This is a genomic window from Vibrio sp. 03-59-1 (assembly GCF_013114135.1).
GTDB lineage: Bacteria > Pseudomonadota > Gammaproteobacteria > Enterobacterales > Vibrionaceae > Vibrio > Vibrio cortegadensis.
On sequence record NZ_VTYA01000001.1, the window covers coordinates 64,621 to 81,349 of the forward strand.

The following is a 16,729-nucleotide window of genomic DNA, read 5'->3' on the forward strand; positions in this document are numbered from 1 at the left end:
GCGATATTTATTATGCGCAAACTTGTCCCACTTAAATCCATTTACGCGTTTGTCGCGGTAGCAGAAACCGGAAGCATGACAGACGCTGCGCGAATGCTAAATGTCAGCCACTCTGCAATCAGCCAATCGGTGAAATCTCTTGAGTCATTAATCAACACTCCCCTGTTTCACCGTGTTGGTCGCAGAGTCGAACTCAATTCAGCGGGTAAGAAATATTATAAACAAGTGGCTCCGGCGCTGGAGTTAATTGTCGAGGCCACCGAGTCAATGATTAGCCAACCTCAAGATAACCGAATCACTCTAAATATGGTGAATTCGCTTGCTTTGCATTGGTGGATCCCAAGAGTGCAAAGCTTGCAAGATTTTGCGCCACAACTGGATGTTCGGATCTCCAATCGCGTTGGCAGTTTCAACCTCAACCAAGAAGGCGTTGATGTGGCTCTGATCCACGGAAAAACAGATGAATGGCAAGACTATTACTGTGAAAAACTCTCAGATGATGAACTGGTTATGGTCTGTAGCCCTGAGCTGATCAAGTCCATCCCTGACGCAACCCCTGCTCAACTAATGGCCAAATATCCTGCAATTCTTGTTGCCAATGAAAGACGAAAAGAGGATTGGCACATATGGTGCGATGCAACAGATAATAAACTGCCGACCTACCGTAATAACTTAACGTTTAATGCCTCTGTTCAAGCCGTACACGCCACTATTCGTAAACTTGGAGTGCTTGTGACGCATCGTCTATTTGTCCGAGATGACATTAAACACGGCTTACTGACTGAAATAGAAAAACCGGTTCCAAATCCAAAGCAAGACTTCTATTTCACTTGCTCGCCAGAAAAACTGAAGCATGAGAGTGTATTAACTCTTAGAACTTGGCTACGTGAGGAGTTCACCCGCTAATGGTTCAGCGGACCTATTTTAGGCAATGACCAGCAGCGGTAATTCATTTATCAAAATGTGGCTCACAGATTGCTCGTTCATACAAATAAATGATTGAAGCGAGCACCGCGACGACTTATAACTAAAGCTAACGTTTGAAATGTAAAAATAGGACAGTGCAATGATAGTCACCACCACTCAAAGTGTTGAAGGAAAACGAATCGTTGATTACAAAGGCGTAATTGCTGGCGAAGCGATTTTGGGCGCGAACCTCTTTAAGGATATGTTTGCTGGTATTCGAGATTTAGTCGGCGGTCGTTCAGGCACTTACGAACGTGAGCTTGAAAAAGCGCGTACCATCGCATTTCAAGAATTAGAGCAGAAAGCCCGTGATTTAGGCGCAAATGCCGTCGTCGGTGTTGATATTGATTATGAAGTGTTAGGGCAAAACAATGGCATGTTGATGGTATCAGCAAGTGGTACTGCGGTTGTCGTCGCTTAACGCCTAATCACTAGTTACTTAATAACTAATACTTAATAGTGAGTACTTAATAATTAGTGCTTAATGCCTAGTTGGCTCATATCGAAAAGAAGTTGTGGATTTAACTCTCGCTGTGTTTCGGAGGTTTAATTCCCCTAACTGTAATGAAATAGAAAGCTCAACCTTGAGTTAAGCTTTCTATTTTTTAATGCATCATTACGAAAAAATCACAACATCTCTTTCGCTACTAAATGCAGAAGAAACGTTTCCCGCTCAATACTCATGCCCTTCTTCGAGCTCTCAGCCATGGTCTTCTCATTGTGGGCAATCGCGTCATGGATGTTGATCCACACCGGCTTCATTCCATTCTTGATTTCGTAATCTTCAAATGAGGTCTCCCCCAATTCTCGATCAATTTTACAGGTATAGCAGTAAGAGATCATATGCATGATGTCCGCATCATCTTTATACCAAGGGCGGAACTCTTCAAAAATGCCAAATGGCTTAATGCTGTGAATATTCTGTGCGCCTGTCTCTTCTTCTAACTCACGAACCATTCCTGCAATAACATCTTCACCTTCATCTAAACCGCCACCAGGAATGGTGTAATCATGATAACGAGCGGTATAAAGCATTAGGATATTTTCACCATCAATAACAATGGCACGCGCAGCATTGCGCTGATAGATGACTTTCCCATCCAGATGATCGATATCAGGATGCGTTGTCGTTTTTAAGTGTCTCATAATGATCTTGGAACTAAGGAATTTGGCGCGAATATACCACACCTTGATGTAAATACTAAAAAGCCCCGCAACGGCGAGGCTTCTGAATCTTAATTGTTAACCATCACGACGGCTAATGAGAAATTAACCATCAGCAGTGATCGCATTAATCAGTTCTTGTTGAACAGATTCCGCTTTATCAGCGTCTATCTGACACGTGCCTGCTGCGATATGACCACCACCGCCATACTTAAGCATTAGCTCACCCACATTGGTTTTTGATCCACGATCAAAAATAGACTTACCGGTTGCAAACACAATATTTTGCTTCTGGAAGCCCCACATTTTATGAATCGAAATATTACATTGTGGAAATAACGCGTAAATAATGAATCGGTTACCCGCGTAAATGGTCTCTTCATTGGTTAAATCAAGCACCACAAGATTTTGGTGTACGGTTGCACAGCGTTGAATTTGTTCTTTGAACATCGTCTCATGCTCACGGTACAAATCGATTCGTTCCTGTACATCAGGCAGAGCCAAGATCTCAGTTATCGTATGATTTTTACAGTAGTCGATAAGGTCCATCATCAGTGCATAGTTGGAGATTCGGAACTCACGAAAACGACCTAGCCCTGTTCGAGCATCCATCAAGAAATTCAGTAGGTTCCAATCTTGAGAGTCCAACACTTCATCACGATTAAACTGCGCCGAATCGCCTTTATCTACCGCTTCCATCATTTCTAGCCAATCAGCTGGGAACGTCTCTAGACCGCCATAATAGTCCCATACAACACGAGCGGCTGAAGGCGCATCAGGATCGATAATGTGATTAGGCTTTTCACCTGTATTACGGATGGTTTCTGATAAATGGTGATCGAATGTGAGGTGAGAGTCTTTCACATAAGGAAGGTTAGTCACGATGTCATTGCTAGTGATCGCTACTTTGCCATCTTGCATATCTTTAGGGTGCACAAATTTAATATCATCAATGAGGTCTTGCTGTTTTAGCAATACAGCACACACCAGCCCATCAAAATCACTTCGAGTTACTAATCTAAATTTTTGTTCTGACATCTGTCTTCCTTTTGCTACTGCGTGCTATCTACAATATCGAGATTTTATATTGGTACAAAATACCAATTATCTCGCTCAAGTGCATAGTCTTAAAGAATAATTTTGAGCTCGGTTGCTTATTTAGTGATAATTATAGTTCGGTTTTAATAATAGAAGCCCTATTTAAACTTTTGAACCAGCCTCACACTTAAACGTAACCTAAACTCACACTGATAACTTGTACGTTTACAGCCCCCAATCAACCCTCTATTTATCCACGATATTGAACCCGCCTGATATTGAAACCTATCTTCTTTTTTACATTTATCTGAAGTTACATGCAGCTAACTTGATATACTCATTTTTCCACCTAATTCCAAGCTAGCTTTTATGAAAATTGATGATCTAAAATTGTTTATTCGCATCGTTGAACTCGGGAGCTTTACCGCTGCCGCCAATGCACTTGAACTCCCTAGAGCGAATGTTAGCCGCAGGATCAGTGAATTAGAATCCACGCTTAACGTACAACTTTTCTTTCGTACCACACGCAAAATTTCCCTCACACAACATGGCGAGGCATACTACTCCGAACTGTTGAAAGCACTTGAAGCACTTGAAAAAGCCAACCAAATTGCCATTGATTCCACTGTATCTCCAAAGGGTGTCATCAAAATTGGTTTATTGCCTGAATCCGATGAAACCCTTCAGCCGTTGCTGCTCTCATTCCAAGATAAATATCAAGATATTGAGTTGGATATCAGAAGTATCAACAATGGCTTCATTGATCTTCAGCAGCAAGGTTTGGATGTCGCCATACACGGCGGTAAAATTCACGATGCCAATATTGTTGCTCGTAAAGTTCTGGAATTAGAACGACATCTTGTAGCGAGCCCTGAATATCTTACTAAATATGGCTCACCCACTGATCTTCCTGATGTAATGAACCACCAAACGATCTGCTTTCGTTGGCCTGGTGGTGAGCTTGATAATCGATGGCAGATCGCTGAGCATGAACTGGTCGTTAAATCAAAACTCAGCAGCAACAACATTGGTTTTGTTAAACGCTCCGTTATTTTAGGACGTGGCATTGGTTTTCTTCCAACAATTCTAATATCTAAAGAACTTGAAGATGGCTCACTGATGAAGATTTTACCGGGTTATAAATCAGAGACTGAAGACGTTTGGTTACTTTACCCTCAGCGAAAAACCATCAGTCACGCCACTCATCTATTGATCGATTTTCTTCTAGATGAAATGCCAAAACTTGTTTGATTGTCATGTTTATCGTGACAAAGTGTTTCGACAACGCCTGATTATTTGAACACTGTTCGATTGTAGAATACTCGCATATCAAAGGAGTATTCTATGAAAGACACATTCAAATTATCTTTACTTGCTAGCTGCATTTTTCTACTAGTCGGCTGTAACCAGACAGACACCAACAGCGCAGAAGATGACCAAACTGCATCTTCACCATTCACATTTGAATCAAGACCTGTAAAGCACACTCGTCCTATTCAGGTGATTGAATTAAGCCCGAATCAGTCTATCAATGCTAAGCATTTCACCGGCGAATTACAATCGGTAGAAACGGCAGAGATAGCCTTCCGAGTCCCTGGAACCATTGATGCGATCCTTGTAAAAACGGGGGAACTAGTGAAGAAAGGACAAGTTATTGCAGAGCTTGATCCTCACGATTACCAAGTGGCTCTCCAAGAGCTAGAGGCCCGACTGCTTGAAGCTCAATCAGCACATAAACTTGCACAATCAGAATTAAAACGTATAACCCAAGCGACGAAAGACAACGCAATCGCCGATGTTAATTTAGATAGAGCAATTAGTGGCTATGAGCGCAGTGCCGCTATGGTAAAAGTGGTTGAGAAAAACATTCAACGCTCACAAGACTCACTACGTTATACAAAGCTAGTCGCTCCTTTTGATGGCGTTATTGGCGCGACTAAAATCGACCAATATGAGCAAGTATTGCCCGGAATCCCTGTGGTGACCCTGCATAAACCCGATCAATTGGAAGTCACAATTGATGTCCCTGAAAATCTCATCCATGAGTTTAAGATTGGACAAAAAGCACAAGTAAAATGGTATGGCTCTCATGAAGCCATCTCGGCAGAAGCATCAGAAATCAGCTCAGTTCCTCACCTCATAAAACAGACCTATAGCGTAACGTTTTATCTCAATGGCTTCGATGAACAGTTGCTGCCGGGGAAAACCGTCACAGTAACGACCCACTCTTCAGATAAAAAACAAGAATATTGTGTTCCATATTCTTCTCTTGTCGGGATAAAAGAGACACAACATATTCTAAAAGTGAACACTCAACAGATCACAACGATTCCCGTTGAGCTCATTTCAGTGGATGCAGAACAAGCCTGCGTTTCTGGAGATTTGAATACCGGTGATCAGATTGTTATCAGTGGAGCCGCATATCTAACAAAAGGTGACATCGTCACTTCAATTCAAGTAAAAGCGTTATAGGGCCCAAAAATGAATCTAGCTGAATTTGCCATACGCCAACGTACCTTCATTATCTTTTTTACGATAATTAGTATCATTGCGGGCTTAGTCTCTTACTTTGATCTAGGCAAACTAGAAGACCCGAGTTTCACCGTAAAAACGGCAGTTGTCGTTACGTTATACCCCGGAGCTTCAGCTGAAGAAGTGGAAAAACAAGTGACAGATACCGTCGAAACAAAGTTGCAAGAGATGGCTTCACTTAACCGCTTACGCTCACTCTCAAAACCCGGCGTATCCATGGTATTCGTTGATCTTAAAGAGTCGTTGAATTCAAAAGCATTGCCGCAAGAGTGGGATCTAGTACGCCGAAAAGTGGATGATATGAAGCTACTGCTCCCAAGCACGGCTCAAATCAGTATCGTTCAAGATGAATTCTCTGAGGTCTATGGCATGCTATTTTCAGTCCATAGCCAAGATGCCCAACCTGTTGAATTAAAGCAATATGCAGAAGAGTTACAAAGAAGAATAAAAACCGTTGATGGTATTAAGAAAATCGAGCTACACGGAGTGCAACATCGCACTGTTTATATTGATATGCCAGATGAAAGGCTCGCTCAATATGGCCTTTCTGTAGCCCAAGTTTGGAATCAACTCACCACTCAAAATACGACTTTTGAAGCAGGAAAATTCGTTGCCGGTCAAGAGCGCATTCGAGTAGAGCAGAGCAGTGATCTTCAATCTTTGGATGACATTAAAAATTTAGTCATTAAAGGTGGCATCAGTAAGTTTGGAACCAGTTTGATTCGATTAGGGGATATTGCCGATGTGACGATGGGCTACCAACAGCCTTCAATGTCAGAAAATCGCTATAACGGCATTCCAGCAGTCACACTTGCTGTTAGCCCAGTCAGTGGTATTAATGTTGTTTCCTTAGGGGATGACATTCGTCGAGTTATTGACGAGTTTGAAGCTTCGCTACCTTTAGGCGTCAAGGTATCCACTGTTGCTTATCAACCTGAAGAAGTTCAAAAATCGATTGATAATTTCGTTAGTAACCTTTTAGAAAGTGTGGCTATCGTATTCGTCGTGCTTCTTGTGTTTATGGGCTTTAAAAGTGCCAGCATTGTTGGCAGCAGCCTTCTCATTACGATTCTTCTTACGCTAATTTACATGAATATTGCAGACATTGATTTGCACCGTGTGTCTCTAGGCACCTTTATTCTCGCATTAGGAATGCTAGTCGATAACGCCATTGTTATTACCGATATGATGATCGTAAAACTCAATAAAGGCGTTGAACGAACACAAGCCGCAATCGAATCCGTAAAAGAGACGGGGTTACCTTTATTTGGAGCGACGGTCATTGCCATTATGGGGGCAAGTCCGGTTATCTTCTCAAAAACAGATGCGGCTGAATTTGCCAGCTCTGTATTTTTAATTATCGCGGCCTCCCTGCTTTTATCTTGGTTAGTTGCCGTAACGTTAACCGCATTGATGTGCTGGTTATTCATTAAACCAAACAAAACAAAAGCCGAAGAAAAAATTTCATTATACAAGAAAGCAGTTTGTTGGACGGTGGACAATCCAATCAAAGCGCTTTTGTGTTTGATCCCATTAATTTTGGCGACCTCGTTTGCCGTACCTAAAGTCGCGATTAACTTTATCCCACAAGCGGATAGACCTATTTTCTTCCTAGATTACTGGCTACCAAATGGGGCGGCCATCGAGCAAACCTCGCAAGATATGAAGAAAATTGAGGCTTGGCTACTCAAACAGCCTGAAGTGAAGAATATTTCATCTTACGTTGGAAACAGTGCACCTCGATTTTCTGTCACTGTTGAACCTGAACCGATTGATCCTGCATATGGTCAGATTCTGATTAACGCTATCGATTACCCTTCAATAACGACACTTATCGCCCGAGGCGACGAATGGTTAGCAAAAGAGTTTCCAAATGCAGAGCCTCGTTTCAGAGCTTTGAAACTCGCAACATCGGATAAATACAGCGTCGAAGCTCGTTTTTCAGGGCCAGATGAAGCAGTACTTCATGATTTAGCAAACCAAGCAAAAGCCATATTCAAAGATCACCCTGATGCAAAATACGTACGTGATGATTGGCGTCAACAAAGCAAAGCTCTGGTACCGATGATCAATCAAGAGAAAGCAAGACAAGCAGGAATTAACCGCGCAGACATCGCTTTTGCAATGAAGAGAGCATCAGAAGGTATGCCATTAGGTCAAATGAACCTGAATGATGAGCTGATTCCAATTCAATTACGTGGCACCGAACGCTCAATGGCTTCATTAGAGACGCTTTCAGTTCGCTCTTTGCTTGGCGCACATAGCGTACCTTTAGGACAAGTTGTAGATGGGTTTGATCTCAAATCTGAAGAGAGCATGATCTGGCGACGCGATCGAGTCAAAACCATCACAGCGCAAGCAGGCGTAGGCCGATATACCACTCCAGCAGCAGTAAGAAACGCAACCCTACAAGACATTGAAGCCATTCAATTACCTGCAGGTTATTCCTTGGAATGGGGAGGTGAATACTATGACGAACATAAAGCCGTGTCAGATATATTCAAACAACTTCCAAAAGCCATGCTACTGATGCTTATTATTTTAGTTGGCATGTTCAACGGCTTTAAACAGCCAGTCATCATTTTCACTATCCTGCCGTTAGCCGCTACTGGCGCAACATTCAGCTTGCTGGCTTTCGATAAACCATTTGGGTTCATGGCACTGATAGGTGCGATCACCTTAACTGGGATGATCATTAAAAATGGCATTGTACTTATGGATCAAATTGAGCTTGAACGCAAAAATGGTCGCGAGCTATCGGATGCGATAAAAGAAGCAACCGTTAACCGCACGATGGCGATTTCTATGGGGGCCCTAACAACAGCATTAGGAATGATTCCACTTCTAACCGATCTCCTATTTGACCAAATGGCCGCCACTATTATTGGCGGGTTAGCTGCCGCAACCGTTTTATCTCTATTCGTCATGCCAGCACTCTATCGTTTGTTCTATCGCGAGAAAGGCATTAGCAAGTGCGAAAATCATTCACTAGCAGAACAAGGTGTCTAAAATGAACGTTTTCAATCTATCTACGTCATTCACTCCAATTGTATTAGCTACCACGATGCTGCTAGGAGGCTGTGCTATTGGCCCAGATTACAATGAACCACAAACCGCCATGGCCGATGTTTATTTGAATGCTGTCGATCACGACACAGAAATCAGCATGACTCAAACGCCTTACTGGTGGCTTCAACTGAATGATGAAACACTCAATCAATTAGTCCATGATGCTCAGAAGCAAAATATACCGCTAAAACTCGCTTCTGAACGAATAAAGATGGCACAATCTTATCAAGATATGGTTGAGTCATTCAAAGTGCCAACGGTTAATCTTGGGGCTGGTTATTTCAACTATCAGATCAGCCAGAATGACCCACTCCTTGGCACTGCAGTGTCTCCCATCGGAGTACCCGTTGGCGCACAACCCATGTTAGGTCAAAGCGTCACTATCGCCGACAAGCAACAAAGCGGTGGATTCTTAGGCGCAACAATAGCGTGGGAAGTTGATCTTTTTGGACGTATCGACAAACAAACAAACGCTGCACAAATTCGCAAAACTCAAGCTGAGATCTATCAAAGCGGTTTGAATACTCTGATCACTGCAGATGTCATTCATAACTACCTTCAATATCGAGGCGCTCAAGAGAGAACTCAGTTAGCCCTCGACAACATTGCAGATCAAAGAGAGACATTAAATTTAGTCGAAAAGATGGTCAGCAGCGGTTATGGTTCAGAATTAGATCTTGCCCAAGCAGAAGCAATGCTTGCGGCCACCGAATCTGTCATCCCACAACTGGACATTGCAAAGCAGGTCCATAAACACCGACTCGCCATTTTACTTGGCGAACCACTCACCAAGGTGGATATACGCTTATCAGGTGAAGGCGGTTTGCCAAAGGTTGAAGGCATCATTCCTGTCGGATTACCTTCTGATTTGCTCACTCGTCGCCCTGATATTCGTATCGCAGAGCGTGAAATGGCGGCCATTAACCAAGAATTAGGGGTAAGCATTGCCAACCGCTACCCTAAGTTTTTCTTGACGGGCTCGCCGGGTCTCGTTGCAGGTGACTTTAGTGATCTATTTAGCAGTGATTCCTTCTCTTGGGTAGGGAGTGCAGGCATCAGTTGGAATGTGTTTGACGGGGGGCGTGAAGAAGCGATGGTCGACATCAATGAATCTCGCTTTAAATCCGCAGCTTTGCGCTACCAGCATACTGTTGATGGTGCTTTTGCCGAAGTTGACTCAATGCTATTCACTTATGGTCGCAGCCAAGAGAACCAACGGCGTATTGATGAAGCGAACCGCTCTACTGACAATGCAGTCATGAAAGCAAAATCACTCTATCGAGCGGGGCTCATCAATCATTTAGCTGTACTGGATGCTCAAAGGCAACAGAAGCTGATGCAAGATCGTCAAATAGCAGCCAAGCTCCAAACGGCACAAGTCACTGTTGGATTATATAAAGCACTAGGTGGAGATTGGGACTTGACCTCTCGCTCTGAAGAAATCTCTCAGTAAACGTTCAATAGAAAGCTTAAAGGTTAATTGAAAGATATTTGGTTGGCCTTTAAGCTTCCCTCTCAATCGAACAGTGTTCATTATTGCATTTCCCTGACATGAAATATGGGTTTGAATGTCACATTGTGAGGGTATACATCGAACTAAACCTTAACTTCAAATAAGTCAGCATTGTATGAAAACATCAACTCACCACAACTCAAAAAGCACGGTATCCATCGAAAGACCAGAATTCACACTGTCTAATTCCACGGCAACCGTTCTGTTCAAAAAATGTCAGACCGCTCTCATCGTGCTTGCTATTAGCATTGTCGTCAATTTAGCATTACGGGTTGATTTCGTACTATTAAATATCACGCTGGCTGAGTTTTCAGTTACTGAAGCTCTTCAGCAGATTTTACTTCTAGTTAGCTTGCTAAGCTTTGCACATTTAGCACAGAAACAACCAAGCCTTAAACATGCAGCACTGCTAATTAGCGCCTTCTTTTCCGTGTTATTTATAAGGGAATTGGATTTCTTATTTGACTATATTACGCATGGTTTTTGGGCGGTTCCTGCAATAATCATCGCGAGCAGCGTGCTTCTATATGCAATTAATAATGGAAAGCGCACACTTGATCAGCTTGCTGCTATCTTATCCTCTCCTCACATGAATCTATTGATTACAGGCGTCATGCTGCTCATTGTTTTCTCACGTTTATATGGAATGGGAGGTTTCTGGAAAAATATTATGGCTGAGAATTATATTCGAGACGTGAAAATTATTGCCGAAGAAGGCACAGAGCTTTTATGTTATTCACTCATAGCCTTCGCTTCTCTTAAAACGGTGTCAGGATTCACGAAGAAACACGCTAGCGCCACCAGCGAAACGTGAGTTCTTGCTCTGGGTCTAAATAGCGATTAAGTAAGGTAAGATTGGTATCTAGCAACGCTAAATACGATCTTACCTGTTCTACACTCGAATCAACGACCGTATTCTGCACACTTGACTCTAAAACCCCTAACAGCTCACTCACCAATTGTACATTGACCGATGACTCTTCCGTCTGAATCGCTAATAACTGCTTAATTTCGACCAAGGCATTAGCGGCAATGCGGTAGGGTTCTTTTCGAACTTGTTTCAAGTCTCTCAAAAAAACACCACTGACTACCCCCTCTAAATACACCCGATAAGTCGTCAACTCATCCATGAGCAAAAACAATTGGCTTCGAATATTACGGTGCGGATAAGGGATCGCAAGATGATCGTCAAGCTCATATGAAATATCTAATTCAGCCCCAAATTCAGAACAGTGTCGCTTTAGGACTCTGAGTAAGCCTTGCTCATCCATCAATTGTTGAATTTCGAAAATCCGCTTTAAGTGGTAGTCATTGGAAACAAACGTTACTTTTATGCACTCATCAGAGGATAGAATGTTCTCATCAACCATCTTCTTTGCCACATTTTGAATATTTTCGATGGTATTCACTGACTCTTTTTCAAGCAAAATATCTAGCCCTGATAAATCTATGCTCCCATTACTTTGCAGCGCAGCAAAATACTCATGCATGGCTTCCGCCTCAGAACGCGTCTGCCCAGAAGTGATTCCCCCACAGAAAGCAACCACAATGTTTTGGCGGCTGGATGTCTCCAAATGTTCCACCAAACCTTCAACTCGGCTTTTACCTTCAGCAGTCAATGTATTTTTATTTAGCCGCTTTCCTAGCACAATCACTACGCGTTTATTGTTCATTTATTGCTCAAGTCTCGTTTTTGAAATGGGATATAGTGAATTCTGTATACAATCATATCGGTTACCCGTAGCTTTACTAAACCTCACTGGCTACATGCGTCGCATTTATGCTCACAAATGCAAAGAAGCGTATGAGACAGTGTGAGCTATATTTATAGCATCCATTTTAAAATTGGAATGACATTCAATACACTGAAATGATCTACACGACAAGAGCTTGTTTTATCAAGCCAAAGCCTCACAGGAAGTTTCTATGCTGTCTATCTTTGACATATATAAAATTGGAGTGGGCCCTTCTAGCTCACATACGAATGGACCTATGATTGCCGGGTACAATTTTACCCAGATAATCGCCCCCTACCTAGAGAATGTCACACGGGTACAGATTGATCTCTACGGATCTTTATCTTTGACTGGTAAAGGCCACCACACTGACCGCGCTACGATTTTAGGCTTGCTTGGCAATAAACCTGACACGATTAAAATCTCCAGCGCTAATGCTGCGATGAAAAAAGCAGTGGATGATAAGCGTTTAAGCCTATCTGGTAGCCACGAGATTAGCTTCGATACTGAAACGGATATGCTTTTCCACACCTCCAATTTACCCCTGCATGAAAATGGCATGACGATCTCCGCGTTTGATGCAACGGGAACACAGCTCGTCATTGAAACCTACTACTCTATTGGCGGAGGCTTTATTGCTACGGCGGCACAATTAGAGAATGGTATTGCCGAGAGCGATACTCAGGTCGAGTTTCCTTTTAAATCGGCAGAAGAGTTACTCAACCTTGCCGACAAAAATGGCCTCAGTTTGGGTGGGCTTGTCCTCAGAAATGAGCAAGCATTCCAATCGATGGAAACCATTGATAGCCGAGCGGACCAAATCTGGAAAGTGATGTCGCTGTGCATGCAAAGAGGTTTTGAAACCGAAGGGATTTTAGAAGGGGGACTTGAAGTGACTCGCCGCGCCCCTGCTTTGCTCAAAAAGCTCGAAGCCAATGCATCCATTGAAAACGATCCTATGGAGATCATGGATTGGATTAACCTATTTGCTTTTGCGGTGAGTGAAGAAAATGCCGCAGGAGGCCAAGTGGTGACTTCTCCTACAAACGGAGCGGCAGGCGTGATTCCAGGAGTGCTGATGTATTACCACCGCTTCATTAAAGAGCTCGACACTAAGCAGTTAAAAGACTTTTTAGCTGTCTCTGGCGCCATTGGCATTTTATATAAAACAAACGCATCCATTTCAGGTGCCGAAGTAGGTTGCCAAGGAGAAGTTGGCGTCTCCTCCTCCATGGCGGCGGCAGGCTTAACCGCCCTTCGAGGTGGAAGTAACGAGCAGATCTGCATGGCAGCAGAAATTGCGATGGAGCACTCTTTAGGTATGACTTGTGATCCGATTGGCGGCTTAGTTCAAGTCCCTTGTATTGAGCGAAATGCGATGGGCTCCATGAAAGCAATTAATGCTTCAAGAATGGCGCTCAAACGAACCAGCAAATGCCTCATTTCTTTAGATAAGGTTATCGATACCATGTATCAAACCGGCAAAGATATGAACCGCAAATATCGCGAAACCTCTCTTGGCGGGCTTGCGCTGATACACATGGCACCACCTTGCGAATAATCTAAAACTAACGATTAGCAACTTACCTCTCGATAAAAAGTGATCGCATGTAGTGCGATCACTTTTAGTTTGTTCTTTACCTAACATATCGCCCACTAAGCTCATTACCACATAAGAAGCAGAAGCATTTACTGGTTGCCCCACTCATGTCGGTAAGATAAATAGATGACCTGCCACCTTTCATTTCGTAGTTCTAGAAAACACTCGTTAAATTATTATTCATTTTATGCTACGCACCTGTTAAAAACCAAAATAAAGCACTGATATAAATAGGCATATTTGGACGAAATACATGCACAATCAGAACCATAACACCCTACAAATGAGTGAATTTTTCTAATGCAATATTTAATCATTACGCAATCAACTGCATATCGATAGATTTATAAACTGCACATCTACCAGCTCTAAAATCCCCTCTAACATGGCGAATCCATGTAGTTAACTTGTTAACAGAAGGACTGCAGAGACTGACAACCCTCACTATTTACACCTAATGAACCATAGCCAGTAAAAAACACTGCATACTATTTAACCACGCAATCATTTGCATTGGCTACATTTTATACCCATTAGAATTACCATCCCGATACATTAGAAAATGTATTGCTTTAAGATTTATTTTTGCGATAAATGTTTCAATTTATGTCCATCTAAAAATGATAGTATAATCGCGTTTTTAAACTACACCTCACCCACAACTATGAGATTAATATAATGTGGAATAAACTGAATAAATCGATGATGTTCTGCCAAATGATGTTTGGCTTGTCATTTTACGGCGTAATGGTAATTCTGACTCGTTTCTTCTTAGAAGATCTGGGTTATAGCGAAGCTGACACTATGATGGTTGTTGGTGCTTTCTCTTCAATTGGTCCACTGTTTGCTATTGCAGGTGGTTTCATTGCAGACAAATTTTTAGGTGCATACCGTTCACTCACTATTGCATACGGCACTTTTGCAACGGGTTACGCACTTCTTGTACTTGGCGCATCTGCAACTAACGTTCCGATGGCACTGGTTGGTATCGCGTTAGCAAGTTACGCTCGTGGTCTAATGTCTCCTTCTTACCCAAGTTTATATAAACGTACTTTTGCTACTGAAGAAGATTTTGAGAACGGCTACCCTGTAAACTACTCAGTGAACAACGTTGGCGCACTATTAGGTCAATACCTATTCCCAATGTTCGTACTAGCAATCGGCTTCAATGGTAGTTTCGGTCTATCTGCTGCTCTTGCTGCACTGGCTTTCGTTACACTGATCATTTTCCACAAACCACTTCTATCTGTTGGTGCAGAAATTGACCAGAAGCCAGTAAGTGCTAAAAACTGGGCTGCGTTCTTCGCGCTTTCTCTAGGTATGGTTGGCTTAGTATTCTTCATGTTCTCAAACATGGATATCGGCCAAAACATCGTTTACGCAATTGGTGCTGCAGCAATCTTATACTTCATCTCTTTGATGATTAAGTCTAAGAAATCTGACGCTCTAAAAATGGGTACGATCCTTATCATGACACTGCTGACGACTTGTTTCTTCGTTTACTACGGTCAAATGATGACTTCAATGACTATGGTTACGATCAACACAATGCGTGGCGATCTATTCGGTCTTATCCCAATTGCTCCTGAAGCATCTATGGCGATGAACCCACTATGGTGTATCGTTGCTGGTCCTGTTATTGCGATGACGTTCTCTTCTCTTGAAAAACGTGGCATTAACTTCTCTACTGCAACTAAAGTTGGTTTCTCATTCGTTTGTACAGCAATCGCATTTGGTATCCTTACTCTAGCAGTGATGAACATTGGCGAAGACGTTATCATCCGTCCGGAAATCTTCCTCGCTATCCACTTCTTCCAAGCATTTGCTGAAGTAATCGTAGGTAGCCTAGTAGTGGCATTCATCCTTTCAGTAGCGCCTAAGCACATTGAGAACTTCTCTGTAAGTCTATTCTCTGTTGCTATCGCTCTAAGTGGTATTGTTGGTGCAGTATTCTCTACTTCTATCGCGCTAGAGAAAGGCCAAGAGATCACTCAAGAAATCGTTAAAACAGTTTACGGTGACTACTTCCAACTTCTGACTATCCTAGCGGTAGTTATGGTTGTGATTGCACTTGGTGCATCTGTTGTTGTTCGTAAGATGCTTGAAGCGGCAAAAGCGGAAGATGAAGCTGAACTAGTTGAAGCAAAAACTGAAGCTTAAACCTCACTCTAAGTTTTCGCTTAGAACAAGGTTCAATACAATAGTTTTTAAACATCGATAAAACAAAGCCCTTACTGAGTTAATCAATAAGGGCTTTTTATTATCTCTAGCACCGACGGCCAATAAAAAAGCTCCCATTATGGAAGCCTCAATGAAACCGTTTGATACAAGTCAGGAAGTTTTACCCTTCACTAGCTTCAAGCTCTACGATGGATTCAATGCTGATTGCATCGTGTCGCCAATGCTCAATACTGCAATCGATCAATTCACCGTTCTGGTTATAATTAACCTTTTCAACCACCATTGTAGGTGTTCCTGAAGTCGCACGTAACGTTTGAGCAGACTCCCCCAACAAAGACGATGTACTCACGCGGAGTTTCGTTTTTTGGTATACCACACCAAAATGCTCCCGATAAATATCCGTTAATGATGACGACAGATCAAAATCTAAAAGATTAGGAAATAACTCAGGGCGAATAAAGTGCGTCACATACACAACAGGCCTATCTTCTAAGTATCTGACTCTATCAACTCGATAAATATCTGAGAATGGTGCAAGGTTGAGTAGTGCTGTCGCTCTTTTCGCTGCAAGTATACTTTTGGCTGCTAACAGTTCGGTTTTCGGTTTTCGCCCTTGAGCTTGAGCTATACTGGTGAAGTTTGATGTTTGAACTGGGTCGTAACGAAGCGGCGCAGGCGAGATAAACCAACCACGGCGATCTTCTCGAAAAATTTTGCCTTCTGATTCCAGTAAAGAAAGGGCTTCACGTAGAGTGACACGAGTGGTATCAAAAGATTCCGCAAGCTTACGCTCTGATGGCAATTTTTGACGAGCCGCCAGCATTCCAGAGTCGATCTGTTCTGCTATTGCCTCTTTAATTTTCACATATTGCACGACAATTCCTTTCGCTTAACTCATTAAGCCATGGCAAGTAACTTAGCAATAATTGC

At 42.5% G+C, this 16,729-nt stretch carries 13 protein-coding genes; 9 read left to right on the plus strand and 4 right to left on the minus strand.

Annotated features, from left to right (window positions below):
• The first annotated feature begins 12 nt into the window (after positions 1-12).
• Together F0249_RS00270 and F0249_RS00275 are read left to right on the plus strand one after the other, a co-directional pair.
• The gene (locus F0249_RS00270; protein ID WP_017052931.1) at positions 13-906 is read left to right on the plus strand and encodes a LysR substrate-binding domain-containing protein; all 894 of its coding nucleotides are present in this window, start codon (positions 13-15) and stop codon (positions 904-906) included.
• Positions 907-1,066: 160 nt separating this feature from the next.
• Positions 1,067-1,387, plus strand: coding sequence for a heavy metal-binding domain-containing protein (locus tag F0249_RS00275; RefSeq protein WP_017052932.1), 321 nt, complete (start codon positions 1,067-1,069; stop codon positions 1,385-1,387).
• 206 nt (positions 1,388-1,593) lie between these two features.
• Here F0249_RS00275 and F0249_RS00280 read toward each other — a convergent pair whose 3' ends face one another.
• Entirely contained in the window at positions 1,594-2,112 is a 519-nt protein-coding gene (locus tag F0249_RS00280) for an NUDIX hydrolase (protein WP_136995131.1), read from the minus strand.
• Between the two features lie 123 nt (positions 2,113-2,235).
• Entirely contained in the window at positions 2,236-3,168 is a 933-nt protein-coding gene (locus F0249_RS00285; protein ID WP_171755480.1) for an exopolyphosphatase, read from the minus strand.
• Positions 3,169-3,537: 369 nt separating this feature from the next.
• Between F0249_RS00285 and F0249_RS00290 the strand changes: the two genes are divergently transcribed.
• The 5 genes from F0249_RS00290 to F0249_RS00310 all read left to right on the plus strand — a co-directional run bounded on the left by F0249_RS00290 (position 3,538) and on the right by F0249_RS00310 (position 11,096).
• On the plus strand, positions 3,538-4,419 hold the full coding sequence (locus F0249_RS00290; protein ID WP_113798332.1) for a LysR family transcriptional regulator: 882 nt from the start codon (positions 3,538-3,540) through the stop codon (positions 4,417-4,419).
• A gap of 93 nt (positions 4,420-4,512) precedes the next feature.
• The gene (locus F0249_RS00295) at positions 4,513-5,640 is read left to right on the plus strand and encodes an efflux RND transporter periplasmic adaptor subunit (protein ID WP_113798334.1); all 1,128 of its coding nucleotides are present in this window, start codon (positions 4,513-4,515) and stop codon (positions 5,638-5,640) included.
• A gap of 9 nt (positions 5,641-5,649) precedes the next feature.
• Entirely contained in the window at positions 5,650-8,709 is a 3,060-nt protein-coding gene (locus F0249_RS00300; RefSeq protein WP_171755481.1) for an efflux RND transporter permease subunit, read from the plus strand.
• A 1-nt stretch (position 8,710) separates the two neighbouring features.
• Complete coding sequence (locus F0249_RS00305; RefSeq protein ID WP_171755482.1) at positions 8,711-10,222, plus strand: efflux transporter outer membrane subunit; 1,512 nt, start codon at positions 8,711-8,713, stop codon at positions 10,220-10,222.
• A 175-nt stretch (positions 10,223-10,397) separates the two neighbouring features.
• On the plus strand, positions 10,398-11,096 hold the full coding sequence (locus tag F0249_RS00310) for a hypothetical protein (RefSeq protein ID WP_171755483.1): 699 nt from the start codon (positions 10,398-10,400) through the stop codon (positions 11,094-11,096).
• Here F0249_RS00310 and F0249_RS00315 read toward each other — a convergent pair.
• Complete coding sequence (locus F0249_RS00315; protein WP_171755484.1) at positions 11,074-11,955, minus strand: YdcF family protein; 882 nt, start codon at positions 11,953-11,955, stop codon at positions 11,074-11,076. The genes F0249_RS00310 and F0249_RS00315 overlap by 23 nt on opposite strands.
• 253 nt (positions 11,956-12,208) lie before the next feature.
• Between F0249_RS00315 and F0249_RS00320 the strand changes: the two genes are divergently transcribed.
• Positions 12,209-13,579 (plus strand): L-serine ammonia-lyase, encoded by a 1,371-nt coding sequence (locus F0249_RS00320; protein ID WP_171755485.1) that lies wholly within the window; start codon positions 12,209-12,211, stop codon positions 13,577-13,579.
• Between the two features lie 717 nt (positions 13,580-14,296).
• The gene (locus F0249_RS00325) at positions 14,297-15,778 is read left to right on the plus strand and encodes a peptide MFS transporter (RefSeq protein WP_017052940.1); all 1,482 of its coding nucleotides are present in this window, start codon (positions 14,297-14,299) and stop codon (positions 15,776-15,778) included.
• A 181-nt stretch (positions 15,779-15,959) separates the two neighbouring features.
• On the opposite strand, the gene phnR is transcribed toward F0249_RS00325, so the two are convergent.
• Positions 15,960-16,673 carry a phosphonate utilization transcriptional regulator PhnR gene (gene phnR / locus F0249_RS00330; RefSeq protein ID WP_171755486.1) on the minus strand — a complete coding sequence of 238 codons (714 nt, stop codon included), beginning with the start codon at positions 16,671-16,673 and terminating at the stop codon, positions 15,960-15,962.
• Positions 16,674-16,729: the final 56 nt, after the last annotated feature.

Coding starts and splice junctions, on each gene's coding strand:
- F0249_RS00270 (WP_017052931.1), top strand. CDS start 13: ATGCGCAAACTTGTCCCACTTAAATCCATTTACGCGTTTGTCGCGGTA.
- F0249_RS00275 (WP_017052932.1), top strand. CDS start 1,067: ATGATAGTCACCACCACTCAAAGTGTTGAAGGAAAACGAATCGTTGAT.
- F0249_RS00280 (WP_136995131.1), bottom strand. CDS start 2,112: ATGAGACACTTAAAAACGACAACGCATCCTGATATCGATCATCTGGAT.
- F0249_RS00285 (WP_171755480.1), bottom strand. CDS start 3,168: ATGTCAGAACAAAAATTTAGATTAGTAACTCGAAGTGATTTTGATGGG.
- F0249_RS00290 (WP_113798332.1), top strand. CDS start 3,538: ATGAAAATTGATGATCTAAAATTGTTTATTCGCATCGTTGAACTCGGG.
- F0249_RS00295 (WP_113798334.1), top strand. CDS start 4,513: ATGAAAGACACATTCAAATTATCTTTACTTGCTAGCTGCATTTTTCTA.
- F0249_RS00300 (WP_171755481.1), top strand. CDS start 5,650: ATGAATCTAGCTGAATTTGCCATACGCCAACGTACCTTCATTATCTTT.
- F0249_RS00305 (WP_171755482.1), top strand. CDS start 8,711: ATGAACGTTTTCAATCTATCTACGTCATTCACTCCAATTGTATTAGCT.
- F0249_RS00310 (WP_171755483.1), top strand. CDS start 10,398: ATGAAAACATCAACTCACCACAACTCAAAAAGCACGGTATCCATCGAA.
- F0249_RS00315 (WP_171755484.1), bottom strand. CDS start 11,955: ATGAACAATAAACGCGTAGTGATTGTGCTAGGAAAGCGGCTAAATAAA.
- F0249_RS00320 (WP_171755485.1), top strand. CDS start 12,209: ATGCTGTCTATCTTTGACATATATAAAATTGGAGTGGGCCCTTCTAGC.
- F0249_RS00325 (WP_017052940.1), top strand. CDS start 14,297: ATGTGGAATAAACTGAATAAATCGATGATGTTCTGCCAAATGATGTTT.